This window comes from Paraglaciecola sp. IT1134 (assembly GCF_058068185.1).
In genome coordinates this window covers 4,284,233-4,310,962 of sequence record NZ_CM176486.1, presented here as the reverse complement: position 1 = coordinate 4,310,962, position 26,730 = coordinate 4,284,233, and the positions used below count along the sequence as shown (strand labels likewise).

Annotated in this window: 23 protein-coding genes and 1 pseudogene; 17 read left to right on the top strand and 7 right to left on the bottom strand. The window is 46.4% G+C overall.

Annotated features, from left to right (window positions below):
- Window positions 1–467: 467 nt before the first annotated feature.
- The 4 genes from ylqF to AC3RV5_RS18850 all read left to right on the top strand — a co-directional run bounded on the left by ylqF (window position 468) and on the right by AC3RV5_RS18850 (window position 3,386).
- Window positions 468–1,478, top strand: coding sequence for a ribosome biogenesis GTPase YlqF (ylqF, locus tag AC3RV5_RS18865; RefSeq protein ID WP_489729119.1), 1,011 nt, complete (start codon window positions 468–470; stop codon window positions 1,476–1,478).
- A gap of 733 nt (window positions 1,479–2,211) precedes the next feature.
- Window positions 2,212–2,742 carry an AAA family ATPase gene (locus AC3RV5_RS18860; protein WP_489729118.1) on the top strand — a complete coding sequence of 177 codons (531 nt, stop codon included), beginning with the start codon at window positions 2,212–2,214 and terminating at the stop codon, window positions 2,740–2,742.
- Window positions 2,743–2,875: 133 nt separating this feature from the next.
- The gene (locus tag AC3RV5_RS18855) at window positions 2,876–3,130 is read left to right on the top strand and encodes a type II toxin-antitoxin system Phd/YefM family antitoxin (protein WP_489729117.1); all 255 of its coding nucleotides are present in this window, start codon (window positions 2,876–2,878) and stop codon (window positions 3,128–3,130) included.
- On the top strand, window positions 3,123–3,386 hold the full coding sequence (locus AC3RV5_RS18850) for a Txe/YoeB family addiction module toxin (RefSeq protein WP_489729116.1): 264 nt from the start codon (window positions 3,123–3,125) through the stop codon (window positions 3,384–3,386). Before AC3RV5_RS18855 ends, AC3RV5_RS18850 begins: the two co-directional genes overlap by 8 nt.
- Window positions 3,387–3,557: 171 nt before the next feature.
- Here the strand turns inward: AC3RV5_RS18850 and AC3RV5_RS18845 are convergent, their stop codons facing one another.
- Both AC3RV5_RS18845 and AC3RV5_RS18840 read right to left on the bottom strand, forming a co-directional pair.
- Window positions 3,558–3,842: a helix-turn-helix domain-containing protein gene (locus AC3RV5_RS18845; protein ID WP_489729115.1), complete on the bottom strand. Its 285-nt coding sequence runs from the start codon at window positions 3,840–3,842 to the stop codon at window positions 3,558–3,560.
- Between the two features lie 284 nt (window positions 3,843–4,126).
- Entirely contained in the window at window positions 4,127–4,306 is a 180-nt protein-coding gene (locus tag AC3RV5_RS18840; RefSeq protein ID WP_489729114.1) for a ketopantoate reductase family protein, read from the bottom strand.
- Window positions 4,307–4,709: 403 nt separating this feature from the next.
- On the opposite strand from AC3RV5_RS18840, the gene AC3RV5_RS18835 reads away from it, so the two are divergent.
- Complete coding sequence (locus AC3RV5_RS18835) at window positions 4,710–5,288, top strand: hypothetical protein (RefSeq protein WP_489729113.1); 579 nt, start codon at window positions 4,710–4,712, stop codon at window positions 5,286–5,288.
- A gap of 48 nt (window positions 5,289–5,336) precedes the next feature.
- On the opposite strand, the pseudogene AC3RV5_RS18830 reads toward AC3RV5_RS18835, so the two are convergent.
- Window positions 5,337–5,651: pseudogene (locus tag AC3RV5_RS18830) on the bottom strand (hypothetical protein); the annotation flags it as partial.
- 254 nt (window positions 5,652–5,905) lie between these two features.
- Here AC3RV5_RS18830 and AC3RV5_RS18825 point away from each other — a divergent pair.
- Window positions 5,906–6,541, top strand: coding sequence for an alternative oxidase (locus AC3RV5_RS18825; protein ID WP_489729112.1), 636 nt, complete (start codon window positions 5,906–5,908; stop codon window positions 6,539–6,541).
- Between the two features lie 286 nt (window positions 6,542–6,827).
- On the opposite strand, the gene AC3RV5_RS18820 is transcribed toward AC3RV5_RS18825, so the two are convergent.
- A complete protein-coding gene (locus AC3RV5_RS18820; protein WP_489729111.1) occupies window positions 6,828–7,043 on the bottom strand; it encodes a hypothetical protein in 216 nt (71 codons plus the stop codon).
- 744 nt (window positions 7,044–7,787) lie between these two features.
- Between AC3RV5_RS18820 and istA the strand changes: the two genes are divergently transcribed.
- Both istA and istB read left to right on the top strand, forming a co-directional pair.
- Entirely contained in the window at window positions 7,788–9,281 is a 1,494-nt protein-coding gene (gene istA / locus AC3RV5_RS18815) for an IS21 family transposase (RefSeq protein WP_489728391.1), read from the top strand.
- Entirely contained in the window at window positions 9,274–10,050 is a 777-nt protein-coding gene (istB, locus tag AC3RV5_RS18810; RefSeq protein WP_489728390.1) for an IS21-like element helper ATPase IstB, read from the top strand. The genes istA and istB overlap by 8 nt, the downstream gene beginning before the upstream one ends.
- Window positions 10,051–10,429: 379 nt before the next feature.
- Here the strand turns inward: istB and AC3RV5_RS18805 are convergent, their stop codons facing one another.
- Window positions 10,430–11,320, bottom strand: a complete 891-nt coding sequence (locus AC3RV5_RS18805) for a MipA/OmpV family protein (RefSeq protein ID WP_489729110.1) — start codon at window positions 11,318–11,320, stop codon at window positions 10,430–10,432.
- Window positions 11,321–11,694: 374 nt separating this feature from the next.
- On the opposite strand from AC3RV5_RS18805, the gene tnpC reads away from it, so the two are divergent.
- The 8 genes from tnpC to AC3RV5_RS18765 all read left to right on the top strand — a co-directional run bounded on the left by tnpC (window position 11,695) and on the right by AC3RV5_RS18765 (window position 23,339).
- Window positions 11,695–13,098, top strand: a complete 1,404-nt coding sequence (tnpC, locus tag AC3RV5_RS18800) for an IS66 family transposase (RefSeq protein ID WP_489728769.1) — start codon at window positions 11,695–11,697, stop codon at window positions 13,096–13,098.
- Between the two features lie 270 nt (window positions 13,099–13,368).
- Window positions 13,369–13,764 (top strand): DUF3718 domain-containing protein, encoded by a 396-nt coding sequence (locus AC3RV5_RS18795; RefSeq protein WP_489729109.1) that lies wholly within the window; start codon window positions 13,369–13,371, stop codon window positions 13,762–13,764.
- Between the two features lie 366 nt (window positions 13,765–14,130).
- On the top strand, window positions 14,131–16,947 hold the full coding sequence (gene cphA / locus AC3RV5_RS18790; protein ID WP_489729108.1) for a cyanophycin synthetase: 2,817 nt from the start codon (window positions 14,131–14,133) through the stop codon (window positions 16,945–16,947).
- A gap of 30 nt (window positions 16,948–16,977) precedes the next feature.
- A complete protein-coding gene (locus tag AC3RV5_RS18785; RefSeq protein WP_489729107.1) occupies window positions 16,978–18,660 on the top strand; it encodes a Mur ligase family protein in 1,683 nt (560 codons plus the stop codon).
- A gap of 36 nt (window positions 18,661–18,696) precedes the next feature.
- The gene (locus AC3RV5_RS18780; protein ID WP_489729106.1) at window positions 18,697–21,051 is read left to right on the top strand and encodes a DNA polymerase II; all 2,355 of its coding nucleotides are present in this window, start codon (window positions 18,697–18,699) and stop codon (window positions 21,049–21,051) included.
- Between the two features lie 88 nt (window positions 21,052–21,139).
- Window positions 21,140–21,526: a response regulator gene (locus AC3RV5_RS18775; protein ID WP_489729105.1), complete on the top strand. Its 387-nt coding sequence runs from the start codon at window positions 21,140–21,142 to the stop codon at window positions 21,524–21,526.
- 38 nt (window positions 21,527–21,564) lie between these two features.
- Window positions 21,565–22,692 (top strand): MalY/PatB family protein, encoded by a 1,128-nt coding sequence (locus AC3RV5_RS18770; RefSeq protein ID WP_489729104.1) that lies wholly within the window; start codon window positions 21,565–21,567, stop codon window positions 22,690–22,692.
- 140 nt (window positions 22,693–22,832) lie between these two features.
- The gene (locus AC3RV5_RS18765) at window positions 22,833–23,339 is read left to right on the top strand and encodes an acyl-CoA thioesterase (protein ID WP_489729103.1); all 507 of its coding nucleotides are present in this window, start codon (window positions 22,833–22,835) and stop codon (window positions 23,337–23,339) included.
- Between the two features lie 82 nt (window positions 23,340–23,421).
- On the opposite strand, the gene AC3RV5_RS18760 is transcribed toward AC3RV5_RS18765, so the two are convergent.
- The gene (locus AC3RV5_RS18760) at window positions 23,422–25,485 is read right to left on the bottom strand and encodes a TonB-dependent receptor (protein ID WP_489729102.1); all 2,064 of its coding nucleotides are present in this window, start codon (window positions 25,483–25,485) and stop codon (window positions 23,422–23,424) included.
- A gap of 78 nt (window positions 25,486–25,563) precedes the next feature.
- Between AC3RV5_RS18760 and AC3RV5_RS18755 the strand changes: the two genes are divergently transcribed.
- Window positions 25,564–26,331, top strand: coding sequence for a UPF0149 family protein (locus tag AC3RV5_RS18755; protein WP_489729101.1), 768 nt, complete (start codon window positions 25,564–25,566; stop codon window positions 26,329–26,331).
- Here the strand turns inward: AC3RV5_RS18755 and AC3RV5_RS18750 are convergent.
- The gene (locus tag AC3RV5_RS18750; RefSeq protein WP_489729100.1) at window positions 26,328–26,720 is read right to left on the bottom strand and encodes a DUF2750 domain-containing protein; all 393 of its coding nucleotides are present in this window, start codon (window positions 26,718–26,720) and stop codon (window positions 26,328–26,330) included. The genes AC3RV5_RS18755 and AC3RV5_RS18750 overlap by 4 nt on opposite strands.
- Window positions 26,721–26,730: the final 10 nt, after the last annotated feature.

Sequence of the window (26,730 nt, the reverse complement as noted above, 5' to 3'; positions counted from 1 at the left end):
TGCTCTCCAATATGTAGCTTCGCGTAAAATGGCCAAGGGGTTATGTGAAACATCCCAACTTGAGCATGGCGATTTTTATTATTATTTATAGTGTTGTTTGGCTGCTTATTGTTAATAAATAAGTGCGAAACAAAAAAGGGTATCGAGAGGGTTCTCTTGGGGCGGCATTATAACCGTAAATACAGCCAATATTCAGTAATTTATTCCATTTTTCTGCTAGCCCCCCTGAAACGAAATGATGGCACAATAGCTAAACCTTGTCGTGAAAATAGCAGTTAATAAACACTGAACCACAAAGGTTCATAAAAATAGCTGAAACTGGCCCAGCGATAACGAATGAGCGCTGGGCAAGTGGCCAGTAAATGCATTATTGTGCACTAAAGCGTTCACCGCCACTCGATTGACTTAACTTAAGTGGATTAGGTGACGTACAATGGTGCCTTTGAGTATGTTTAAGGCGCAGTTTAATGTCGATCCATTGGTATCCCGGGCACATGCACAAGGCCCAAAAAGAGATCCGCGAAATACTACCTCAGGTAGATTTGCTGATCGAAGTGCTAGATGCACGTATCCCCTATTCCAGTGAAAACCCGGCTATTGCCGAAATTCGTGGTGACAAACCTTGTATCAAGGTACTGAGTAAATCAGATTTGGCCGACCCCGACATTACTGCTAGGTGGCAGGCCTACCTAGAACAAGAAAGAGGGGTGACAACCTTCACCACCACCACCGACCAGCCAGGCAAGATGAAACAGCTGCTAGAATTATGTCGCGAGATGTTGCCTGAAAAAGACGCCAGTGTGAAAAACATCAACACCATGATAGTAGGGATCCCCAATGTGGGTAAATCGACCCTGATCAATATCCTGGCCCAGCGTATTATAGCCAAAACCGGTAATGAACCTGCGGTCACCAAAACCCAGCAGCGCATCAACCTGGGCAGCGGCATTGCCTTGTTTGATACCCCCGGGATATTGTGGCCCAAGGTGGAAAATCCCAATAGCGGTTATCGCCTAGCGGCCACAGGCGCTATCAAGGATACGGCCATGGAATATGATGATGTGGGTTTTTATGCCGCCGATTATCTGATCAAAGCCTACCCTGAGCTGATTAAGGAACGATTTAAACTGGATATTGTACCGGCTACGGAAATTGAGTTTTTGGAAATGGCGGCCGCCCAGCGCGGCGCATTGCGGGCCGGTGGGCGGGTAAATCTGCATAAAATTTGTGAGGTGCTGATCAACGAGTTGCGCAGTGGTAAACTGGGGCGTATTACGCTGGAAACACCTGAAATGATCGAAAAAGAAGAAGCTGAAATGGCCGCGGCAGTGATCAAAAAAGCCGAAGACAAAGCCGACCGTAAACAACGTTTTAAGACGGGCTCCTTAACGCCAAACAAAAAAGACCAAAAAGAGATCCGCATCGAGAAAGTACAGCGCCGGGCTAAGCAGAGAAAAAACAACAAGCCGGCCAAATAGGTCAATTCACTTCATAAGACCGGGAGCCTGGCGCTTGGCTTAACCCTGTGTGGGTGCCACTCGGGATTAAATGACGATACATCGCAGTCAACGCCTGTGGGCAACGATCAACTGCATTGATCTGGATGAAAAAATGGCTGCGCTCGAATTACGCATTTTCTCAGACCTATTCGTTACCATTAGCTTAAAAAATTCAATTTTCGGCGGATATGACCGGTGATTTTAATCCCGGGAAAAATAATCAATACATTTAAGGGTATGAGTCGCGTCTTAATTTGACAGGCGTAAATGTGCTGTGAGTTCGGTCATTCACAGTAAGTGAGCGGTTCAGTTTCTTCATGCCTATAGCAGACATTGGCTTAATTCCGAGACTCAAACAGATACGGTGTATACAAAAGGGGTATAATGGAATGTTAATAAAAATACCAACTTCGCTTCCTATTATGTAAGTTTTCCAGGTCCCACTTTGTTTTTTAGAGAATAGCTAACTCATTAATTTAATTGTGGAAAATATTTTATACATGGTTTTTAATGGGGAGCATTAAAGTCTCGTTAAAGTCGAGTCGACCCCATCAGCTCTCCTTTTGTTTTTTAGCTAAATTCATTTAGGTCGAATAAAAATCCTGAAGTAAATCAAAGGGTAATGGCTAGAACTTATGGCGATCCAAATCAAACTGAGCATTTACATATACGAGATGCCCGTTAATAAGCGTTATGTACTAAGGAATTAACTTTGAGTAAAGTCGTCATTTTGGGGAATTCTGGCTCAGGTAAATCAACACTGGCAAAAGACTTAGCGTTGAAAAATAAGCTAGCTCATTTAGATCTAGATACTATTGCATGGAAACCTGTTCAACCTCCAGAACGAATGTCTATTTCTGAATCTAATATATTGATAAATGAATTTTTGAGCACTAATGAAGAATGGTTAGTTGAAGGTTGTTACTCCGATTTATTAGAATTGGTTACAGCTAAAGCAGATGAAATTATTTTTCTAAATTTGCCAATTACTACCTGTATAACTAACGCAAGAAACCGTCCTTGGGAGTCTCATAAATATCAAAATAAAGAGGCACAGGATGCAAATTTAGATATGCTAATTGATTGGATTTCAAATTATACTTCTCGTAATGATACATTTTCTAAAGTGGCTCATGAAAAACTATATGAAGAATTTCAAGGTAAAAAGACGATGTATCGTTCTAACGAAGATCGTACAATCCAATCAACTGGGCAAATACTCGCTGGCTGCGCTCGTGCCTAGCGAAGTATTGTCAGCAACTATTTGCAAGTTATCAGGGGCGTTAGCAGCCACAGCTAGTTTATGCACAATATTCTGTACATGTTCTTATTTTTTGACTAAACTTGTTCAATATAATGTACAAGTGAGGTTACCTATGAGAATTGTCTCTTTTACTGAAGCTCGAAATGGTCTTAAAGCTGTTCTAGACAATGTTATTAACGACGCTGATACTACGGTAATTACTCGCCGTGATTCTGAGGATGCGGTGGTAATGTCATTAGATTACTACAATAGCCTTATGGAGACTGTCCACTTACTTCGCTCGCCTGCCAATGCTGAACATTTAAATCGTTCAATTGCACAGTTTAGGAATAAAAACACTTCCAATAGAGAGCTTATCGATGAGTAACAGGCTTTTATCATGGACTGATGAGGCTTGGAATAGCTATGTCTATTGGCAGACACAAGATAAGAAAACATTAAAACGTATCAACAAGTTAATTACCGATGTTCAGCGCTCACCATTTGAAGGAATTGGAAAACCTGAACCTTTAAAGGAAAATCTGTCCGGCTTCTGGTCTCGCAGAATAGATGATACCAATCGTTTAGTCTACGCCGTGGACGATGCTGCAATAACGGTTATTTCTTGTCGCTACCATTACTAGTAAGTGGCTGCTAACAAACGCATTAACTCGCTCGCGAGATCACTGGGACACAAACACGGCGACTGTGTCACTCCGTTCGGTTTATAGCCGCCATGATTGTGCTATTAATTGCCAGAAGAGGGCAGTGCTAAAACATCAAGAAAACGTGAGAAAGGGAAAATTAACACAGTATTAGCTAACACGGATCCGATCGTTGTAATCTTGTTGTCTTACCGAGCGCTGATATTTCAATGGCGTAACACTGACCAGTTTCTTAAACTCTCGTAAAAAGTGACTTTGATCAAAAAAGCCAAGATCTTGCGCTAAACCAGCGAAGTCGGTAGAGGTGTCTTTATTCATTTCATAAACGGCGGTCTGGCAACGAATTGCTTTGCAAAACGACTTGGGCGACAAACCTAAATCAGCACGAAACCTGCGTTCCAGCGTTCGTCGACTAAAGCCAAATAGTCCTTTCAATCTGCAAAAGGATGCTTGGAAGCAAGTCGTGATTAATGGCGTGTTATCTTCAAAAGGAATGGTGTCATTTAAACGAGTGTTGACAGATGAAGATGCTGAGATGATTCGAAGTTATGTGATCAAAAGAGCACACGATAAGTTGGATGAGAATAATAGTCAGTAGTAAGGTACTTGTGACCGGATTAGTTCGTGGTGTTCCGGTCACATCAGTTTTGCCTGTAATACGAGAAGTTGTAAGGCTGGGGGCTATTTAGAAAAGTACTTTTAGATGTGTTTAGTACCAACTAACTTTGGCTGCTCAGCACTGCGTAAGCCATCTTGTGGTAAGGCGCTTCTATTCCGAGCTTTTCGCTTCGGTCTAAAACAACGCCTAGAATGCTATCTAACTCCATTTTTCTACCATGCTCTTTATCCATCAGCATTGAGGTTTTGATCGGATTGAATGTCTTAATTAACTCAAACATCTCGGACAAGTCTTGTTGCGTTTAATAGATCTTTACTTTTAGCTGCACGGCTAACCAACGCTCTGGCACCATGTATTAATTGTTTGCGCAGATAACAAAATTATCTGGCTGTCTTGATAAATTTTATGATGGGAATTTTACTCGCTGGCCTTCGGCCAAAAACACTCGTAAAATCTCCATATGTAAATCGTTAGGGCTATAGGGAAAAAGTTATGCTAAGAAGAATATACACACATATCGGCGTACTTTGTCTACTAATTGCCATAATCCATAGCCTTATCTGGTTCGCGTATTTCCCTGCATACCTATACTACATAATACCGCCAGCATTCATTGCCTATTTGGGAATATCATTCTTGTTTGTGGGGAGACATAACAAGAAGAATAATTTAGAGGAAAACAAATGAAAAAATATATAAAAATACTTTCGCTGTTATTCTATTTTTTGGCAGTTAGCGTCAACGCTCAATTGTCGACTGAAATTGATGCAACTAGACAAGCGTCAGATAGCCTTTTTGGATGGTTTAAATCTTTACAGGGTCACGCAGAAGATTTAGTCAAGACTGCTGATCGCCACCAACTAATAAATAGACTGAAAGACCTTAGAAAGGATTTATACGACCTTGAGCAAGATAAAAGTTATTTTCTTGACGAACTTAGTCGCAACAGTCTTGACCATTATCAACTTAATCGTGCAGTTGACGATTTCAATGAGAGCATCCGTAAAGTTAAGGAAGGAGTTCGCTCAGTTGGACTTGATTTAAGAGAGCAGTATAAGGCTGGGGGAATTGAAATTGAGGCCAATCTTAGAAGAGCGTTATCGACTCGAAAAGGCTGGGTCCAAAGATTTAAAGAATCCATTAGTAGTGGAAGCCCTATAGATCCAACGCCACATATTTTGGAAGGTCGTGAAGCTGTTGAAACACTTCGCATTAGCTCTATCGAACTTACAAAACTTATACTTGAACTAGAAAATGAATAGGCTAGATATCTTGGCCATATGTTGTCCTAATCGGGTAGCCAGAGGTCTCTAACCTCCAGCCCCCACAAACACCCTGCACCGAAGCGTCGGTCCGGACGCCTCCGCACAGGGCGTTTCACGTAGATAGTGAAGCGCAATCCATCCATCTCGCAGTGAATAAAGCCCTTCGGATTTGAAGTAATCAAGCGATAACGCTTGGTTGATCCCCGGGGTTTTAGCACTTCGCCATGGCTCTTTGCTGGTGATAACACACGCTACTGCGGCTTGAACATGCACCCGAGCGTCGGACCGTCCTAATTTCATTAAACTTCTCACTTTGGTGCGCGGCCTTCGCCACTGTCGCCAATAGGCCATTCTCACTCTGAAAATCATCATGGCTGTCTTGGTAAAATTGATCATGGCTGTCTTGGTAAAATTGTTGACATTATTCCGCTTCATTCAGTTCAGCGACCCATTTGCTTTTTTGACGCCCACGCTATTCGAATAGCCAGTTTTTCTTGATGATTGCAGCCCACGTACAGCCTGTTGCTCATTGCTTAGATCATTGATAGCGTTTACCCTCCTTATGCTCTTTTGACAACAAACTGAGCTTATTTTGTTTAACCAGGGAGCAACCGATGTCAACACCGGCCGACACTACCGAAGATCCGTTAGCCTCGCACCATACTCCAGCCAATTTATCTGATCGTATCGCTTTTCGCCTGACCAAGGTGTTGCGCTTCTGCGCCGACACTTTTTTTGCTAAACGCTATGGTCATCGTGCAGTTATTCTGGAAACCGTGGCTGGCGTGCCAGGCATGGTTGCCGGTATGTTGCGCCATATGCGCAGCTTACGTCGGATGGAAGACGACCATGGCTGGATCCGCACCTTACTGGATGAAGCAGAAAACGAGCGCATGCACCTGATGACTTTTATCGAAATTGCCAAACCGAACTGGTTTGAGCGGCTGCTTATCTTATTAGCCCAAGGTTTCTTTTTTATCGGATTTTTATTGCTGTATATTATTTCGGCCAAAACGGCGCACCGCTTAGTTGGCTACTTTGAAGAAGAAGCCGTCTATAGCTACAGCTGTTATCTGCAAGAAGTAGACAGCGGCACCCTTGAAAATATCCCGGCACCTCAGGTGGCCATCGACTATTGGCTACTAGCGGCTGATGCCCGCTTACGTGAAGTGATTATTGCGGTAAGGGCTGATGAAGCCGGCCATCGCGATGTGAACCATGATTTTGCCAATCAGCTCGCCAATAAATAGCGGTACACTCTTTGTGGCAAGGGTTTGATTGATAGTTCGCTCAAGCTTAATTGTATCGACTCAATCCTTGCTGTAGGCATTACCCACAACATTGTTTTGTGAATACAGTTCTTTAACCCCAATACGTATTTCTATATCCGCTTGAAAATTAATAACGCCTCAGATAAACGATAATTGCTCGGCGGCATATCAGATAGAAAATAAGCCGCTAAAAAGCACACAATGCGGCAACTGATTCAAAACCTAGAGCCCTTATTCAGGCGACTATAACTAAGTTTTATCTAAACTATTCCTTCACGGGGATATCTTCAAGCAGCTGAATTATTGTGCGATTGCTGTTCAATTTAGCTAAGTCAATCAGATAGCTTTTTTCAAGCTTTTGCATGGGCTGGTTTGCCAATAATTCTTTTACCGACAGCTCTTCACCGTTTGCTATGGCGGTTTTCAAGGCCGCAAAAGTCGCGATATCGTGTTTAGGTTGATCAGTCTGGTTAGGTTCCATTAGTCGCGTTCCATTAATTGTTTGTTATTAAAAGCATAGCTCACCCATTGCACTAACAATGTGGTTGGGTCGGTTGCAATGCAACTTTCTGGATAAACTAAATACATGAAAAACGTCGATGGTGTCACCAGGGGCGACTGCGCGACCCATTAATATCGCGTTTATTGACGACCTCAAAAGCCCACTCAACCACTAAAAAGTATAATTAGTCCAATAACTGCAGGCCCATTTACTCTGCCAAGGGCTTTGAAAAAGTAGCTTCAAGCCAAAGTGGGTAAGGCAAGACAAACATGTGAAATTGATCTCAACTCGTATGATGACTCCGATTTTTTGAAAGCATCTATGAATGACGCCGCTTTACAGAAATTAATGTAAATCAATAAATTGTGATAGTTTTGCTGATCGCTGGGATTGACCCGTCAGACAATGTCGTAAGGCTCATTTTTGCCATTAGCACGCATTCAGAGCGTTGACTCAATCAATCAATGAAGGTCAAAAAAGCCACAAACAAAAGGGTTATAACGAGTTGCTATTTATTTTTGCTTATAATTCGGTGAGCAGACATAGAAATAATTCCTGCATTTGATTCTCTTAATCACCGAGCAATGAACTTTAAGTTATCATCACACTCTTATCCGCGAATGCCAATTATTATTAAGCGACAATTAACTTGATTGGTTGAGCGTCAACTATCTTGACCGGTCGTTCTGTTAAGGTTCGACACTGAAATTCGGAGGGGATTTAGTGTCGGGTAATCACATCACAGAAAGACAAATCAGGTTATATATGAAGTTACGTAAGGATTTCACCCAAGAAGTGGCTACAGCAAAAGTCGGCATGTCAGTTAGCACCGGACACCGAATTGAAAAAGAACGGCACCAACCTAAAAAAGATAAACGAGATTGGCGAACTAGAGCAGATCCGCTTGCACCAATATGGGATCTCATTGTGTTGCCATTGTTAAAACAAGACGCCGAAATAAGTCCTGTTGGCGTGTTTGATCATTTGTGCGAGTTTCATGCGGATGTATTTAGCTCTTCATCGAGACGCACGCTAGAGCGCAGGATCAAGCAATGGCGTCATTTACATGGCGCAGCTAAGGACGTGATGTTTATGCAACATCATGAGCTTGGAAAGCTAGGTATATGCGACTTCACACATGTTACAAGCCCCGTCACGATTGATGCAAAACCCTTTAAACATATGCTGTTTAATTACCGGCTACCCGCTAGTGGTTGGACATTCTCGCAAGTTATTTATGGTGGTGAAAGCTTCGCGGCATTCTCCGATGGTTTGCAAAATGCATTCGCTAAAAGCAAAGGCGTACCTGCTGAGGTGCGCACCGACAGCTTAAGCGCGGCATACAAGAATAATGGTACGGTTGAGGATTTTACTCAGCGCTATCAAGAGTTGATGACGCATTATGGATTTGCTGGCACACGAAATAATACCGGTGTTGCTCATGAAAATGGTGCCATTGAATCGCCCAACCGTCATATTAAATCGCAAGTTGAACAGGCACTAAGAGTGCGAGGCTCGTTCGATTTTAATTGTCGCGCCGATTACGAGACCTTCATTGAAGGCGTGACCAGTCGTCGCAACAAACGCATTGCGGCCAAGTTCGCACAAGAGCAGCGACAATTACACACCTTACCTGCCTATAAGAGCGTCAATTACTCGCAAGAATACGTGCGGGTTACGCGCACAAGCACGGTCAATATCAAACGAGTCATGTATACGGTGCCGTCTAGACTGGTGGATAGTCGACTGAAAGTGCATGTATATGATGATCATATCGATTTACTCTTAGGCCAAGAATTCACCTACCGTTTAGAGCGCGTTTACGCGCCAGGCTCTTCACGTAAACGCAGCGTCAATTACAAACATGTTATTGACGCGCTCGTTAAAAAGCCCAGAGCATTTAGATGTTCACAATGGCGAGATGAGTTACTGCCTAACGAAGACTACCGAACGATATGGCAGTATGTTGAGGCGACAATGAAAGCCGATGATGCCAGCCATTACATGGTTAGAATACTGCATTTAGCGAGTAAAGCAGATAATGAAATGCGGCTAGGTCGCTTTATTACTCACCAGTTAAGCATAAGCCGTTTACCCAGCTTGTTTGACTGCCAAGAACGCTTTAGCACCAAGCCCAAAGACATTCCACAAGTCAACGTGATGCAACACAAACTATCCCAATATCAATCGCTATCGCAAGGAAGTCATCATGAATAGTGCAACCGCTTCATTACCGTTGATGCTAAAAAGCCTCCGCCTAAGTGTGTTTAGAGAGCAATGGGAAACCATCGCAGAAAAAGCGTTACATGACCAATGGCGGCCAGAACAATACTTAAGCGAGTTGTGCCACATAGAGCTGGCGAGTCGCACCGACAAGCGACAATTACGTTATGTAAAAGAATCGAACCTGCCATCAGGAAAGCACTTAGGCGGCTTCGACTTTACTGCCATCGAAGGGGTGAATAAAGCGCGTATGTATGAGCTGGCCGACAATCATGACTGGGTAAAACAAGGAGCCAATTTATTATTGTTCGGTGCCAGTGGCGTTGGCAAAACACACTTAGCCAGTAGTCTAGGTTATAGCCTGATTGAAGCAGGTATCCGTATCAAATTTTACTCAGCCACAGCCCTTGTACAGCATCTGCAAGAAGCAAAACAACTACTGAAATTGCAGGATGCATTAAACAAGCTCGATAAATACCAAGCACTTATCATTGACGATATCGGCTATATTAAAAAAACCGAACAAGAAACCAGTGTTCTGTTTGAACTAATTGCCCACCGCTATGAAAGACACAGCCTAATCATCACCTCAAATCAATCATTCGAAGATTGGGATGAGCTGTTTACCGATACCGCAATGACCGTAGCCGCCATAGATAGGCTGGTTCATCATGCACACATTATTCAATTAGTAGGAGAAAGTTACAGAAGAAAAGCGGCCATGAAAGAAGACGAAGAAAGCAGAAGTAACCGGTCAAGTTAATTGACGCTCAACCGGTCAAAGTAGTTGACGCTCTATAAATTATTAAGCGTTGCGGTATTTTTGATACGTATTATTATCAAAAAATGCGAACAACGTTTAACTAGTACAAAGGGAGTTACCGAACGATCGTTTTTTTTCGTTCTGTTATGAACCAGACTTCGCGAACAAAAGGTTTGAGCGATAAGCCTTCCGTCATTGAGATAATTATTCAACATCTGCTTTTCGTTCAGAGTTGCCAGTCGTAAAGTTTGCTAAGTATCGGCAAAATAAGTAATCTGTTATCACAAGTTTGAATTACCTGAACAGCTGCTTTGTTCGATCATGCGACGAGTCAAACTCCACTGCTTCCGGTTCGCTCAATCCCGCGTGCAACAGCCCCTTAGCGCCCCGCTACCCGTTGGTCACTTTCATATAAACGCCATACTAATCCTGCACCAATTGAATAAGTGCTTTTATCAATAAATAGCGGACTATCTTGGTTGGCCGCAGAGGAATGTAATGCGGTACTTGCACCTAAAAATACACGTATATCTTTTGTCGCATCAAACGAAAAACCTACTGCTAAATTAGTACCTATGTAACCGCCTTTTGCGTCATAGGCTGGCCTTTGTGCAGTAGCAAAATCAGCATCGACTTGATAAAAGTAGTCATGCAATGCTTCTGTGGCCCAAGTCGGTGAAATGCTTAACGATAATGCGGTTTTTTCGCTTAGCCAACCACGTTGACGATAAGCCAGTATCGGCTGAAACACATACCCTTGGTGTTCGATACTCGAAAAATCAGTAGAAAATGCCGCCCTCGCTTGCAGATTCAAAAACAGCTCACCATTACCATGTTCGACAAAATCAAACTGTGACAAGCGCACTTTAAGCTGTGGGCCTAATTCGAAAATAAAATCGACGTCGGGCATACCTGCTCTAGTACGGTTATCATCAGAGCTTGCTCCAAAAGACGCAGCCAAGGATACATCTAATTCATAGTTAGCTTTATCTATTGCTACCGCCCTAGCAATCGCCCCATCACCTACGCGGAATGTTTCGCCGCGATAAACAAAATAAGGGGCGACAATCACATTAGTATGATTTTGCCCCGCAGCAGGATATTCGGGTGTATCAAAAGCAGCAGCAAATAAGCCTGCTTCCCATACCGGCCGCAAGTCATCCTCAAGGGTGATATCTTGTTGCGCTGCAATATTAAAACTAACTAAACACATTACCCCCAACGCTGTATATCCCATCGCCTTGCATCTACCCATGAAAACCCGCTGCATTTTTTTGATCCTAGACAATTAATTTAAACATGATTATTTACGGGTTTTACCCAAAAAAGATCTCTGACCCCAGATTTACAGATTTGGCCCCCAGATTCGCAACATGAAAGACCAAAAAGAGATCCGTATCGAGAAAGTACAACGGCGCGCCAAACAAAGAAAGGCCACTAAACCAAGTCGTCACTGATTTTTCTGCCGCCCTTTAGAACATTGTGAGATCAGTGCACCGTGGGTGTGCTTGGATGACAACTCATTAATCCTGCCTGTCTAGCGCGTAACCGTTCACCGGACAGGTATTGACATGTAAAAATATTTATTTTGCATGATCCCGATGATCCTATTGCGCGATCCCGCCCATGTGGCATGGTGTCAACATGACACGCAAAAAATCCCGTCCAGCCGCCCCTAAAGCCGACACGCTTGAACAAGCCAATGCGCTTATTCAGTCGTTATGGGATAGGCTCAATGACATTGAAGACAGGCTGAAACAATCCAGTCGCAACTCTTCTCGCCCGCCTTCTTCCGATGGCCCAGCGGCTGTAGATCGCCCGCGTAAAAGTAGCGGCAAACCGCGAGGCGCCCAGCCGGGGCATAAGGGCAGCAATCGCGCGCGAGTAGATGAGGTGGATGTGACACTGTCCTATTATCCTCCCGGCGAATGTGCATGCGGGGGCAAAGTGGTATCCAATGCCACGCCTTATTATCGTCATCAGGTGTTTGATATTCCTCAACAAGCCTACAACGTGACGGAGCACCAGCTTTATCAAGGTAGCTGTTGCCGCTGTGGGGAGGCTGTTCAGGCGACGTTGCCCGAAACCGTCAACAATGGTCAGATGGGGGCCAACATGTTGGCCTTTATCGCCATACAGGCCGGGCAGTTCCATCAGAGTATCAGCCAAATCCAGCAACAGTTGCAGCAGAACTTCGGGGTGTACTTTAGCCGAGGTGCCATATCTGAAGCCCACGGCAAGGTCAGCGCGATGCTCACGCCCGTTCATCAGCAGATCAAACAGCTAGTCCAGGATTCTACCGTTATCCACGCTGACGAAACCCGGCACAAGCGTGAGAATGAAAACCGCTGGATGTGGCTGGCCTGCACCGATGAATTATCCTGTTTTATGATCCACTACTCCCGGGCGCAACATGCCGCCAGGGCATTATTAGGCGACGTCACCGAAGCCGTGATCGTTACCGATCAATATGCGGGCTACCATTATCTCCCCCCATCTCAGCGGCAATTTTGCTGGGCCCATATTTTACGTAATGTGGGGGCAATAGCAGATAGTTGGGGGCCGAATAAACCCATAGGGCAGCGATTAGAAACCTTGATCCATCTTATCTTTCGTACCCGCCACCGATTTGAGCGAGGGGAGCTATCGCCTTATTTGTATCAAAAGCGTATGGGTAAACTACGCAAACGTTGGCAAGCCACCCTGGAACATGCCACCGAAGCTTGTGTTACCCCGCGGTATCGAAACCGCTGCGGATTATTGCTCAAACACGATGAAAGCTGTTGGACATTTCTGACGGATAAGGATATTCCTCTGACCAACAACGAGGCAGAGCGCTCCTTGCGCAGCTATGTACTGTGGCGCAAAGGCAGTTATGGCGTGTACTCACACCGGGGCGAGCAATTTCGGCAACGCATTCTCACCATTGTAGAAAGCTGCCGCAAGCTGGGGGCCAATCCTCTGGACTGGCTAAGGCAAATCGTCCACGCCGTGATCACTCGCTCGGAATATCCGGCACTGCCTGAACTAACGGCCTTAAGTCAATAGCTCCCCGGTGAACGGTTACGTCTAGCGCGGGGCTCACCCTGTGGGTTTGTGAGCCCGGTGTCCGCCCACAACTCTCTTAATATCCGACGTAAGATCGCGCTAACATCTGACTAATTCATTTTAAATCAATGGCTTGAGTATTTATCGTGACTTTTAGGTATGGGTTGGCATACCAAAGTATCACGGCGCAGATTTTTTAATCAATCTATTTAGGGTTTAATGCTTCCACTGAAACGACATACCACTTTACTAACCCCCGAGGAATTGACCATGTTGAAAATAGTTAAAACTTCTATCGCTATCGCTGCTGCTTCATTAATCATGACTGGCACGGCCCAAGCCGATGTAAACGAAGCCCTACAGAATATTTGTACTATCGTAAAAGCCGATGACAAGGGTGAGCTGCGTAAAAAAATGAAACGTGTGCAATCCGATTATCGTCTTAAATTACAAGATTATTATTCAGGTATCAGTTGTGGTGGCAATAGCCTTATCCGCACCGCGATGTTAAATGGTTCGGTGGAAACCGGTACGTTAATGGTTAAGAAAATGCCTAAAGGTGATTTAAGCTCACCTGAGCAAGACGGCAAAACGGTCATGAACTGGGCCAGCGAAAACGGCATGGACAGCTCGCCTATCGTTGCGGCGCTTATCGACCGTATTTAACCCTATTGAACAACAGTTTCAACATGGTAGACAGGTAGCGCTGCCTGTGTCCTAAAAAAACGGCCTCATCTGAGGCCGTTTTTTTATGCCTGCAATTTAAAAATAGTCGAGGTTTTTCCCACTTTTACTCTTTCCCCGACCAATCAAGGGCCTGTTTGGTCACCACCTTTTATTCATTCCACTAAAATCATTTACCTAGAATGCGCGTCTTTGTGGTACATATTGAAGTAACTTTAAAAGTAACGTGGCCGGTATTTTAGAGCCTCTGGATAAAATCCATCGTTTTTATCCTACTGGATTTTCTCCTACATTATATTATCGGTCGCAAGTTTCAATTTATATAACAAGAAGAGGAAAACGCTAAGCATGAAAGTACTAAGTACAAATATTTTCGTTGGTCCGAATATCTATGCAAATTTTCCTGTTATTCGTTACCAAATTGATTTGGGGGAGTTAGAAAACTGGCCCTCGGTTAAACTTGGTCAGGGATTTATCGATGGGTTAATTAATGCCATTCCCTCCCTGCAAAGTCATGGCTGCTCCTACAGTGTAGAGGGTGGATTTATCCGCCGTTTGCGAGAAGACGAAGGCACCTGGGTAGGGCACATATGGGAACATGTCGCCCTGGAGCTGCAAAATTTGGCAGGTTCACCGGTTAATTTCGGCAAGACCCGCAGTTTAGACTCGCCGGGCTGTTACAGCGTGGTATACCAATACAAACAACGGGATGTGGGTTTGGAAGCGGGCAAATTGGGTTTACGTTTGCTCGCGCATCTGATGCCCGAGGAAGTACAGCAGGCTATTGCTGCGGATATAGACCCGGACTTTGATTTTCAAGAACAGCTCAGTGATTTTGTGCATATGGCCCAGCGCAAAGAGTTTGGTCCCAGCACAGGCTCCCTGGTGGCGGCTGCCGAACAGCGCAATATCCCCTGGTTACGCCTGAATAACTATAGTCTGGTGCAGTTTGGACAAGGTAAGTTCCAGCAACGGATCCAGGCCACCATCACCAGCGAAACCCGGCATATAGCCGTAGAAATTTCCTGCGACAAAGAAGATACCCATAATCTGCTTAATGATCTGGGCTTGCCTGTTCCCCAGCAAACCCTGGTGTATGGTGCTAAACAAGCGATCCGTGCGGCCAAAAAAATTGGTTTGCCTGTGGTGATCAAGCCCTTGAATGCCAATCATGGCAGGGGAGTAAGTATTGACTTAAGCGACGATGAGGAAATTGAAGCCGCCTTTCACGAAGCGCAAAAATTTGGTACAGGTAAGTCGGTTTTGGTAGAGAGTTACTTAAGTGGTTTCGACCACCGCATGTTGGTAGTGAACAATGAGCTGGTGGCGGTGGCCAAACGTGTTCCCGGACATGTCGTTGGCGACGGCCAAGCGACCATCGCTGAATTGATTGATATCGTCAATCAGGATCCGCGCCGGGGCATAGGCCATGAGAAGGTATTGACTCGCTTGGAATTAGACAATCAGGCATTACGGTTGATGGAAGAAGCGGGTTATGACGAAGACAGTGTTCTGCAAAGTGGCCAGCTGTTCTATCTGCGTTCGACAGCCAACCTGTCAACGGGCGGCACAGCCATAGATGTAACGGATAGAGTGCACCCAGACAACCGGGACATGGCCGTGCGAGCGATACGGGCCATAGGTCTGGATATTGGAGGCGTGGATTTTCTCACCGATGATATAGGCAAATCCTATAAAGAAATTGGTGGCGGGATCTGTGAATGTAATGCTGCTCCTGGCTTTAGGATGCATGTCGCTCCAAGCGAAGGGAAATCCCGGGATGTGTCGGGAAAAGTCATGGATATGCTATTCCCACCTGGCAGTCAATCCCGTATCCCGATTGCCGGGATCACAGGCACGAATGGTAAAACCACCACCTCTCGTATGCTGGCCAGTATCATGAAATCCGCTGGTTTTACCACGGGTATGACGTCAACCGATGGAGTCTATATAGATGGGCATTTAACCGTCAAGGGCGACATGACGGGACCGACATCGGCACAAATTGTATTACGCGACCCCAGTGTTGATTTTGCCATAATGGAAACCGCCAGGGGCGGGATCTTGAAACGGGGTTTGGGGTACACTGAATGTAATGTGGGTGCGTGTCTGAATGTCACCGCGGATCATTTAGGGCAGCGGGGCATCAACACGGTCGAACAGTTGGCGCAAATCAAACGGGTTGTGGTTGAAGTGGCAAAAGACTGCGTGGTGCTCAATGCCGATGACCAGTTGTGTTTGCAAATGGCGGATTATTGCCAGGCGGAACATATCTGTTATGTGACCATGGATTCTGGCCATGGCCTGGTGCGTGAGCATATTCGCCGGGGTGGTCTAGCGGTGGTGCTGGAAAAAGGTATCAATGGTGACATGCTCACCGTTTACGATAAGGGGGCCCATATTCCTTTGTTGTGGAGCCACTTGATCCCGGCCACCATAGAAGGTAAAGCCTTGCACAATGTGCAAAACGCCATGTTTGCGGCGGCTATCGCTTATAGTTTCAAAACGTCATTGGAAGATATTCGCCAGGGTTTACGCATCTTTACCACCTCGTTTTACCAGGCACCAGGGCGTTTGAACATATACGATGAACACCCCTTTAAAGTTATTCTGGACTATGCCCACAACCCGGCAGCCATAGAAACCATTACCGATTTAGCCTTGCGTCTGGATGTACGTGGCAAACGTCGGATCGTGATCGCTATGCCCGGAGACCGGCGTGATGAAGATATCATTGAGTCGGCGAAAATCACGACCAAAGGCTTTGATGCCTTCATTTGTAAAGCAGACGATGACAGGCGTGGTAGAGGTGACGAGGAGGTGCCGAAAATTCTCAAACAGGCGCTGCTCGCCAATGGTATAGAGGAGCAGGATATCCAGATTATCCCTTCCGAAGAAGAGGCAGTAGCACAGGCTCTGGAAGATTGTAAACCCGGTGACTTGCTGGTGATCCTGGGAGACAACATAACTCGCTGCTGGAAACAAATAGTACATTTTAATGGTGCAGTGGAAGCCAACGCGGACGAATTGTCCCCCTCACAGGACTTTCCTGAAAAATTGTTTGAACCCGTTGAACACAAGTTTGAACTGGAAGAAGGTCAGAGTTTGGTGCATGACGAACGCGGCGTGCGTCTGGTAGTAGAACGTGACGAAGAGTCAGATTGATGCCCATAAGGGCAGGGAGGGTAAGTGCTTATGCACCTAGCAATAATTGACGTTCGTCGTTTAACTGGGCCAAATTTATTGTGGGATAAACCCGGAGCCATTATCGATGTAGAACTCGACGGGCCCCAGGATGCTGCCCTTGCCAGTTGGCAAAAGCACGCACGTAGCTTACTGGACAAATTTGGCTGGCTCCAGGAGCAGCAGACTTTTCGTCTGTTCGAAGGGGGGGCCAGTTTGGCCATCAGTGCCCCGCTTGATGCCCTGTATACCGCCTGTGATTTAACGGAATTGATTTGGCAGTGTTGCTGTGCAGAACTGTCCGGCAGCACTTTGCCTGATGTGACCGAGGCTCTTAGGTTATTGCAGGAGCAACGGGCAATAGAAGCCAATCCAGGATTAGTGGCCCTGGTAACGGCTGCTTGGGAGCATCATGTCACCTGCTTGACTGACGATGATGAAGTGAGCTTGGGTACAGGGCCGAGTGTGGATGTATGGCCCGTTACCCAGTTGCCGCTTCTGGCTGATATAGCGTGGTCTAAATATCGCGATATTCCCAGTGCATTAATCACTGGCACTAACGGTAAGTCGACCAGTGTGCGACTTGCTGCCCAGATTGCCAAAGCGGCACACATTAATGCAGGGGTCACCTCAACGGATTTTATTCGGGTTGGTGAGCATATTATCGACGAAGGGGATTATTCCGGGCCGGGAGGCGCACGCATGTTACTGCGTGATCCCCGTACCGAAATGGCTTTTCTGGAAGTGGCCAGAGGCGGAATATTAAGGCGTGGCTTGCCTGTGTCGGCGGTCAACGCGGCGCTGATTACCAATGTGGCCAGTGATCACCTGGGACAATATGGGATCAATACGGTGCAGGAGTTGGCCGAAGCTAAATTTGTGGTGGCCAAAGCCCTGCATGGTGATGCGGTACTGGTGGTGAATGCCGATAATGCTTTGGTTGTGCAACAAGCGCGCAATAGTAATCACACGCTGTGCTGGTTTAGCCAAGATGAGAACAACCCCTTGATCCAGCGCCAGCTCAGGCAGGGAGGGCGGGCGGTTTTTGTACGTGATGACATAGTGACCTATTGTGCACAGGGCCAATGTGAATCAATTATGGCGATTAACCATATAGCCATGACGTTTATGGGCACGGCTGAACATAATATTCAAAATGCCTTGGGAGTGGTGGGGTTGTGTAAAGCCCTGAATTTGCCGGTGACAGCCATTGTGCAGGGCTTGGCAGAATTTGGTAGTGATCCCCAGGATAATCCGGGCCGAGGCAACCGTTACCAGATTAACGGGATAGAGGTTATAGTCGATTTTGCCCACAATGAGCACAGTATGCGCGCCGTGGTTAGCATGGTAAAAAAAATGCACGCTAAGCGGCGTTTTGTGATGTTTAGCCACGCTGGAGATCGCTCGGATCAGGAAATCAAAGGTCTCACTGCAGCGGTGGCCGAGTTAGGCGCACAAACCTACGTGGTCGCCGAAGTAGAAAAGTACCTGCGAGGCCGCAATCTGGGTGATATCAGTCAGCTAGCAAAACGCTATTTGCTGGAATTGGGGATCACGGCCGAGCAAGTGTGTTTTGCTCTGGATCCGGTTAGTGGCAGTAAACAAGCTATGGATATGGCACAACCAGGGGATGTGGTGTTACTTTTTGTACTGGATAATCGCGAACAAGTGCATGCCTGGTTGAGCAGCCTGTAAACTTGTTGGCTATTTATCGGTACGAACGATTCCTGTATGGGTAAAACAACACCGGGTTTCCTGCTCACGTCAGCACAAAGAGATATTGATGGCCAAAGTTGTCTGGAATTTTGGCTGTTGACCGAAAATGGGCCGGTTAAGGTCCGAACCGATCCCCAGCCTTCAGTATTTTTTATTTACCAAGATAACCAACAGCGCGCCGCCCAGATATTGTCCCAGGCCCAGGTGACGTATCGCTACCAACCTTTGGCCCTTAAGGACTTCGCTCAACAGCCGATGGCAGCTTTATATTTCGCCAAAAGCGCGCAGGCTTATGCGGCTAAAGAGCGTCTAACCGAGCATGGGGTTAGCCATTTTGAGTCAGATATTCGCCTGGCGGAGCGTTTTTTGATGGAGCGTTTCATTTATGCCAGCGCAGATTTTACTGGGCCAATCAGTAGTGAAAACCAGCAACAACTGATCACCCGGGCACGCCTTAAACCAGGCAACTATATCCCGCATTTTAACTTGTTGTCCCTGGATATTGAATGCAGCCCACAGGGGGAACTGTACTCAATCGGTTTGGCTAGTGAACATTATCAACAGGTATTGATGATAGGCGAGCCCCAACCGGGCCCAGACTGGATAAACTGGCAGGCGAACGAAAAAGCCCTATTAACCCAATTTGTCGCGGAAGTCGCACGTATTGATCCGGATATTTTTGTTGGCTGGAATGTGGTGAATTTCGATTTTCGCCTGTTAATCGAGCGCGCTAAGCGGCATAACCTGACTTTAAACCTGGGCCGCGGCGGTGAGGCTATTAGTTGGCGAAACGCCCGCAATGAAATCAATCAAGGATTTGTGAGTATGCCCGGGCGAGTGGTGATCGATGGCATTGACGCCCTGAAAACTGCCACTTACCAATTCGCTAGTTTTAGCCTGGAATTCGTTGCCCAAAAATTACTCGGTAAAGGCAAGTTAAGCGATAATGTCGATGACAGGTTAGCGCAAATCCAACATGATTTTATTTATAACAAAGTAAAACTGGCCCAGTACAACTTACAAGACTGTACTTTGGTACTGGAAATATTTGCCCATACCAAGTTGATGGATTTTCTGACCTTGCGCAGCCAACTGACGGGACTGGAGCTGGACCGGGTCGGCGGCTCAGTGGCGGCATTTGTTAATCTGTATCTGCCCAAATTACACCGGGCCGGGTATATTGCTCCTAATCGGCCCCAGGATGGCGGTTTAGCCAGCCCGGGGGGCTATGTCATGAGTTCGCGACCGGGCCTGTATCGCAATGTATTGGTGCTGGATTTTAAAAGCCTGTACCCCTCTATTATTCGTACCTTTAAAATTGACCCCCTGGGCCTAATTGAGGGATTACTGACGCCCCACAACGCTATACCTGGCTATAAGGGCGGGATGTTCAGTCGTGACCGGCATTTTTTACCGGATATTATCACTTCGTTGTGGCAGCAGCGGGACGAAGCCAAACGCAATAAGGACGATGCCCGCTCCCAGGCGATCAAGATTTTGATGAACTCTTTTTATGGGGTGTTAGGCTCAGGGGGCTGCCCATTTTACGATACTCGTTTGGCCAGCTCTATCACTATGCGTGGCCACGATATCATGCAAACAACGGCCACCTGGATCGAAGCGGCAGGTTACCAGGTGATATACGGTGATACGGATTCCACTTTTGTGTGGCTAGGAGATGAGCTGTCTGCCACTGAGGTCGACAAGATCGGAAACAAGCTGCAGGATGATATTAATCAGCGTTGGCGCAGCAAGGTAGAAAAAGAATTTCAGTTAAGCAATCATTTAGAGATTGAATATGAAACGCATTTTTCGCGCTTTTTAATGCCGACTATTCGTGGCTCAGACTTGGGCAGCAAGAAACGTTATGCAGGTTTGAAGGTGACCCCGCAGGGAGAGAAGCTGGTATTCAAGGGCCTGGAAAACGTACGCTCAGACTGGACCCCTCTGGCTAAGGCCTTTCAGTTGGAGTTATATCGCCGGGTATTTGCTAACGAAGATGTGCAGACTTACTTGCAGACTGTTATCGCCGAAACACGTAACGGACTCTTGGATGAGCAACTGATCTATCGTAAACGTATCCGTCGTCGACTTGAACAATATGTAAAAAACGTACCGCCCCACGTCAAGGCCGCACGTTTGGCAGATGAGAAAAATTTGATCTTGGGCAAACCCCTGAGGTACCAACATAAGGGCACAATAGACTATGTGATCACTCTAAATGGCCCACAGCCCATTGAATATCACACCAGCCAGCTTGACTATGAGCACTATGTGGAAAAACAGATTAGACCTATTGCCGAGGGAATTTTACCTTTTATTGGCTTATCCTTTGCCCACTTAACCAGTGATCAAATGGGCCTGTTCTAAGGATAATTCCCCTGATATTGGTGTATGATAACTGTCCACAGAGCGATTAGGTCAGCACAGATAAGCGAATTTATATTAAGGGGGTGATGTGAGTGCGGTAAATGTAGTGATAGTAGATGATGACGAAATAACCCTAACCTTGCTCGAACATATAGTCGATGATCTGACATCGGGGGATATATTAGTTTTCTCCAGCAGTATTAAAGCCAAAGCTTTCTTGCAGTCCCAGGCGTCAACAAGTATTGGGTTAGTGATTTGCGACTGGCAAATGCCCAGTGTTAGCGGCATTGATATACTGGAAACCCTCAGAAACAAGAACGCTAGTTGTCCATTTTTGATGATCACCGCCAATCCAACCAAAGAGCTGGTGATCAATGCCATGCGTTTGGGGGTCTCAGATTTTATTGCCAAACCTTTTAGCTCTGACGATCTCACCAATAAAATTGCCTTATTGCTGGCAAAGATATCTAACTAAATCGTCAAATTTATTAGCCTTAACGAGAAATTTAAAATATGCAGTTTGACCAAATAATCGATAGAAGCCCGACTCATGCCTACAAATGGGAACGCTATAAAGATCGCAATATTCTGCCTATGTGGATTGCCGATACGGAATTTAGATGTGCCCAGCCCATACTGGACGCGATTAAAGACCGGGCCGAACACGGGCTTTTAGGGTACACCTTGCCCGCCCATGCCGAGGGACCCAATAATGCGGTGATCCACTGGCTGGCCAAACAATACGATTGGCAGATAGAGGCCCAGTGGATTGTTTGGACCCCAGGGGTAGTACCTGCCTTTAATGTCGCCTGTAAAGCCTATTGTCAAGCTGGCGACAAGGTCATGGTGCAAACCCCGAACTACCCACCTTTACTTGCCGCCCCAAAATTGAACGGTCTGCAGCGGGTTGATATTGATACCGTAGAAGTCGACGGTCGCTGGACTCTGGATTTTACCGCCCTGGCACGGGAAGCCGCAGATCCCGCATGCAAATTGTTTATTTTATGTAATCCCATGAACCCTGTGGGCTCAGTACTGAGCGAACGCGAGTTGGCGTGTATCGCCGATATTTGCAGCCGCCATGGGGTCATGGTGTGTTCTGATGAAATCCACTGTGATCTGATTTTAGATCCCGCTGCCAAACACTTACCAGCAGGCAAACTCCCCGCCCTGGCACATAATTCAGTGACCCTGATGGCCGCCAGTAAAACCTTTAATGTGGCAGGCCTAGGCACCTCTTTTGCGATCATTCCGGATCCCCAAGTGCGTAAGTCATTTACCCTTGCCAGCCAAGGATTGGTGCCATGGGCTAATGTGTTGGGGTTAGTGGCCACCGAAGCGGCGTTTACCCAGTGTGACGTTTGGCATCAAGCTGAAATCGAGTACTTACGGGCCAACCGTGATTATTTTGTTGAAAAAATCAACCAAATAGCCGGACTGAAGCTACTTGCTCCCCAAGCCACCTTTTTGGCCTGGATAGACGCCAGCGGCCTGGGTGTCGATAATGCCCAGGCGTATTTTGAGGGCAAAGGTGTGGGCCCTTCTCCTGGCATTGATTTTGGTGACGACAACTTCGTGCGTATAAATTTTGGTTGCCCCAGAGAGTATTTAGAGCAAGCCATAGCCTGTTTAACCAGCTGATAAGCTGTATCGCTGCCACGGTAGGCACTTGAACAGTTTATTGAGGAAGGTGGTCGAGCGTCGGACGTCGACCGTCGAGCGTCGAGCGTCGACCGGCGTGTTGTTGGGCGCAGTATGGATGGTAATTGTAGGAGAGGTGAATGACCAGCAATAGAGAGATTACTCTGCGCTTTTTGGCAGAACCGGCGGATCAAAATTTCGGCGGCAAAGTACACGGCGGCGCGGTCATGAAATGGATCGATTTAGCGGCTTACGCCTGTGCCGCGGGATGGAGTGGCAAATATTGTATTACAGCCTATGCTGGCGGCATTCGTTTTGTTAAACCTATATTAGTGGGGAATCTGGTAGAAGTGGCCGCCAAGGTTATCTATACGGGTAATACTTCCATGCATATTGCTCTGGATGTGAGTGCTTGTGATCCTAAAAAAGCCGAACCTATAATGACTACGCACTGCATTGTGATCATGGTGGCGGTGGATGACGAGGGTCAACCCACGACGGTTCCTAAGTGGCGACCCACTGATGAAAATGACGTATATCTACAGGATTATGCCTTGCGTCTGATGGAGATGCGCAAAACCATCAATGCCGAAATGGCGGTGAAATTGGGGGTTAAACCACCACACAAACCATCAAACCTTGTGTAAAATCTTGCTAGAACAGCCAATCGATAAGGCAGACCATTAACCTGGGACTGCCTTATCGCCAATCTAGTGTTTAATTGTGTGGCTAGAAATTCACTCTGGTGCCTACCACAATAGAACGGCCGGGCAGGGGGGCTTTATCCTTCAGGAAAGACGAATGCACCCTGGCCTCCTGGTCAGTTAAATTATTACCTTTGAGATATAGGGTGGCATCCACATCATGCAAACTTAAATAATAATTTATCGAGGCATTGACCAGGGTATAACTGTCGGTTGGAGTTTCGTAGTCGGTGATACGGTCTTGTTTGGCATAATAGGTTGCGCCCAGCTCGCCATGCCAGTTACCTTTTTCCCAGTGCAAGGCACTACTTAAACGTAATGGGGGAATACGCGGCACCGCTCCTTCTTCATCGAGTTGTGCATGGGTATAATCGGCAAAGCTATCGAGGCGTAAAGTGTCATTAAAATGCCAATCGAGCTCGGCTTCAAAGCCATATAAGGTGGCATCTTGTTGGCGAAAAATAAAAATTGGTAAGCCGCCGGCAACTTCATCATTGGCCATAATCAACCCGGTATTTTGCTCATATAAATAGTTGTCTATCTGGTTGTAAAACAGGCTGACCGAGGCGGTGTAGTTGTTGCCTGCCAGATGATAGGTAAGATCCAGATTATTAGAGATCTCTTTGTCTACCTCAAGACCAGACTGCACAATTTGAAAGCTGTCACCTTGGGTTTGTATCTCGAACCCTGCCCCTATCTCTACAGTGCTAGTGCCGATATGCGGCCCATTAGAAAAAATTTCCGCTGAGGAAGGTGCCCGTTCAGAGCGAGCCAGGTTGAAAGCCACTGATTGCTCTGGGGTGAATTTCCAAACCACTCCGGCAGACAAACTTAGAGGTGTATAAGTGCTATTTTCGAAGTAGATTTCAGGATCATTTTGCTGATCCTGCCCAGTAAAAAACTGATTATCTGGCGCAATATTTATATCTTCGATCCGGGCACCTAGTTGCCACAGCAAGGCTCCTATTTGTTTTTCCTCTAAAACAAACACCGCCTTGCTTTCAGTGGTGCTAGCTGGGGTAAACGCCTCTTCCCCCAAAGCCGAAAAATCGCTTTTGGTAAAGTGAATACCCATTACACCTTGCCAACCATTGAGGGGCTGATGTTTGGCCCATAAGCGGGATTCAAGCCCTTTATTTTTAAAGGTAGTACCCACTTCGCCACCTTCTATTTCACTGTGTTGATAGTCGGTGTAAGCATTGCGCCAATGCACTTCTTCAAAAAAACCAGCCAAATTCAACCAATCGAATGCCGCCTGATATCTGTCCTGGACCATGGTGCCGAATACGTCTTCTTCGGCTGGCAAACCATAATCATTTTCCAGTCTGCCATAGGAAAAGGCAGCACGAACGTTATCGGTGATCCAGCCTGCACCCAAGGTGAAACCCTGGCTGTCGACTGCAGAATTTTGTAATGTGCCACTGTTTTCATTACTGCCCACAACCGCAGCACCTGGAATGTCATAATCATCGGTTTTACGCGTAAAGCCGTCTGCATGCCAAGCGATATTGCCGCTGCCGCCATCTACATCACCGGAGAGGGTGTTTTCGTTGGAGACTGTGTCGTGCAAGGCCATGATATCCCCCGAGATGCCATCCTGGGTTTCTCTTGGTAAGCGATTATCGACTATATTGACCACCCCGCCGATGGCACCGCTACCATAAAGCAGGGTTGCCGGGCCGCGCATGACTTCGATTTGGGTGGCGGTAGATGCTTCGGTCGATACCACATGATCCGGTCCTACTCGTGAAGCGTCCGAGCTGTCCAGGCCGTTTTGCACGATTTTTATACGGGGACCATTCAAACCACGAATAATAGGGGTACTGGATACTGGACCATAATAAGAACTATTGACCCCAGGCAAGTTTTTTAAGGTTTCCCCGAGCGTTGGCGCCAGGTTTTGTTGTAACTCCTCGCCGGCCAGAACTGAAACAGGTGTCGCGGATTCCAAAATAGTACGACCAAAAGGTGTGGCAGTTATCACCAGCTTTTCAATTTCGTTTTCATCAATTTGGGTGGGTTTATCGACGGCATAAACCCCACAACTTATGAGTGCACTGCAAAGGGCGGTTAATTTGAACGGGGACATCTGTGTTTGACCTATTACGATTCATTTTTTGGTGATGTTATAATATAACATCAACCTGCGGTGTCTGGTCAATAGCTATTGCAAAAAATATTGTTTGTAGAAGATGATGCGTTGATCCTGGTCGACAAAGTACTGATAATGGCAGACCATTATTTTGTTACTAGGCTAGGCGTGAAGAACTTTATTTTTCCCCAGGAACATGAACTGGCAAACTTGTGCGCCACAGCACAATTACACGGTGTGTTGTTCAGTGTGGATTATATTAAGGGCCTGATCTTTGCTGTGGCAGCGGCACCGGAAATTCCGCTGCCTGATAGCTGGTTACCCTGGGTTTTTAAGCGCCATGGCCAACTCAAAAGTGTTGCTCAAGCGGATCAATTAACCGAGTTGTTGATGGGCATGCTGCAACAGCAACTGGGCCTGATGCGTGATGAACGGGTGGATTTGCCAGCCAACTGTTCGCTGCCAGAGAATTATCACAGCTCCTCGTCCAAAGAGCAGACTTTATGCCAATGGTTAAGTGGTTTATTGGCAGGGCACAGCCAGCTCGATACTGTGTGGCAAAAAGCCTGGCAATGTATGCAACAAAAAAGTCCCCTAACTACGCCTGTGGCAGTTAAAACCCTCACTCACTGTTTAGGCATGTTCACTACCTTTGCGGATATTCCCCTGGCCATCGAGCAAAGTGCAGAGCGTGGTGACGGATCGAAGTTTGAAAAAATGTTAGCCACCGTTTTCCGCTCTTTGCCGGGGGCTTTACGCCAGTACGTGACATTATCAGGTGAGCTGGTTGAGTATCTACCCAACCAGTTTGAGAGTTTTGTGCAAACGGGTAAAGAAACTTAACCGGACGTTCGGGCCTGCTGTTTGAGCTCGAAATCCAATTCCTGGGGAGAAATGATCAAACCTTGCTGATCTAAACTGGGAAACACGGCTATATAGACATCGTCATCCTCTAAACCGCTGGTCCAATGGCTAAACCATTTCTCCAGTGAAATGGCTTTAGGATGGCAATCTTGCCATTCTCCGGTGGCCCAGGCCTGAGCAAATTCTTCAGTTGGCCACACAGGCGCGCAATCTTCATCTTCGGTATTGAGCATCACGCAGCCATCATCATCCGTAAGGATCCAAATTTGTTTTTGGCTGACCACTTCTTTTAGCAAATACTTCAGGCGTTGTTCCCCGGTAAATTGTTCGATTTGGGCCGGTGAGGGTGAATTATTTTCGGATGACATCACTGAATGT

What these genes read in the sequence shown, in the direction of transcription:
- AC3RV5_RS18795 (WP_489729109.1), top strand. Translation starts at nt 13,369, where the DNA reads ATGTTGAAAATAGTTAAAACTTCTATCGCTATCGCTGCTGCTTCATTA.
- tnpC (WP_489728769.1), top strand. Translation starts at nt 11,695, where the DNA reads ATGACACGCAAAAAATCCCGTCCAGCCGCCCCTAAAGCCGACACGCTT.
- AC3RV5_RS18840 (WP_489729114.1), bottom strand. Translation starts at nt 4,306, where the DNA reads ATGTTTGAGTTAATTAAGACATTCAATCCGATCAAAACCTCAATGCTG.
- AC3RV5_RS18855 (WP_489729117.1), top strand. Translation starts at nt 2,876, where the DNA reads ATGAGAATTGTCTCTTTTACTGAAGCTCGAAATGGTCTTAAAGCTGTT.
- AC3RV5_RS18785 (WP_489729107.1), top strand. Translation starts at nt 16,978, where the DNA reads ATGCACCTAGCAATAATTGACGTTCGTCGTTTAACTGGGCCAAATTTA.
- AC3RV5_RS18825 (WP_489729112.1), top strand. Translation starts at nt 5,906, where the DNA reads ATGTCAACACCGGCCGACACTACCGAAGATCCGTTAGCCTCGCACCAT.
- AC3RV5_RS18780 (WP_489729106.1), top strand. Translation starts at nt 18,697, where the DNA reads ATGGGTAAAACAACACCGGGTTTCCTGCTCACGTCAGCACAAAGAGAT.
- istB (WP_489728390.1), top strand. Translation starts at nt 9,274, where the DNA reads ATGAATAGTGCAACCGCTTCATTACCGTTGATGCTAAAAAGCCTCCGC.
- AC3RV5_RS18835 (WP_489729113.1), top strand. Translation starts at nt 4,710, where the DNA reads ATGAAAAAATATATAAAAATACTTTCGCTGTTATTCTATTTTTTGGCA.
- AC3RV5_RS18820 (WP_489729111.1), bottom strand. Translation starts at nt 7,043, where the DNA reads ATGGAACCTAACCAGACTGATCAACCTAAACACGATATCGCGACTTTT.
- AC3RV5_RS18805 (WP_489729110.1), bottom strand. Translation starts at nt 11,320, where the DNA reads ATGCAGCGGGTTTTCATGGGTAGATGCAAGGCGATGGGATATACAGCG.
- cphA (WP_489729108.1), top strand. Translation starts at nt 14,131, where the DNA reads ATGAAAGTACTAAGTACAAATATTTTCGTTGGTCCGAATATCTATGCA.
- AC3RV5_RS18750 (WP_489729100.1), bottom strand. Translation starts at nt 26,720, where the DNA reads ATGTCATCCGAAAATAATTCACCCTCACCGGCCCAAATCGAACAATTT.
- AC3RV5_RS18770 (WP_489729104.1), top strand. Translation starts at nt 21,565, where the DNA reads ATGCAGTTTGACCAAATAATCGATAGAAGCCCGACTCATGCCTACAAA.
- AC3RV5_RS18765 (WP_489729103.1), top strand. Translation starts at nt 22,833, where the DNA reads ATGACCAGCAATAGAGAGATTACTCTGCGCTTTTTGGCAGAACCGGCG.
- AC3RV5_RS18850 (WP_489729116.1), top strand. Translation starts at nt 3,123, where the DNA reads ATGAGTAACAGGCTTTTATCATGGACTGATGAGGCTTGGAATAGCTAT.
- AC3RV5_RS18760 (WP_489729102.1), bottom strand. Translation starts at nt 25,485, where the DNA reads ATGTCCCCGTTCAAATTAACCGCCCTTTGCAGTGCACTCATAAGTTGT.
- ylqF (WP_489729119.1), top strand. Translation starts at nt 468, where the DNA reads ATGTCGATCCATTGGTATCCCGGGCACATGCACAAGGCCCAAAAAGAG.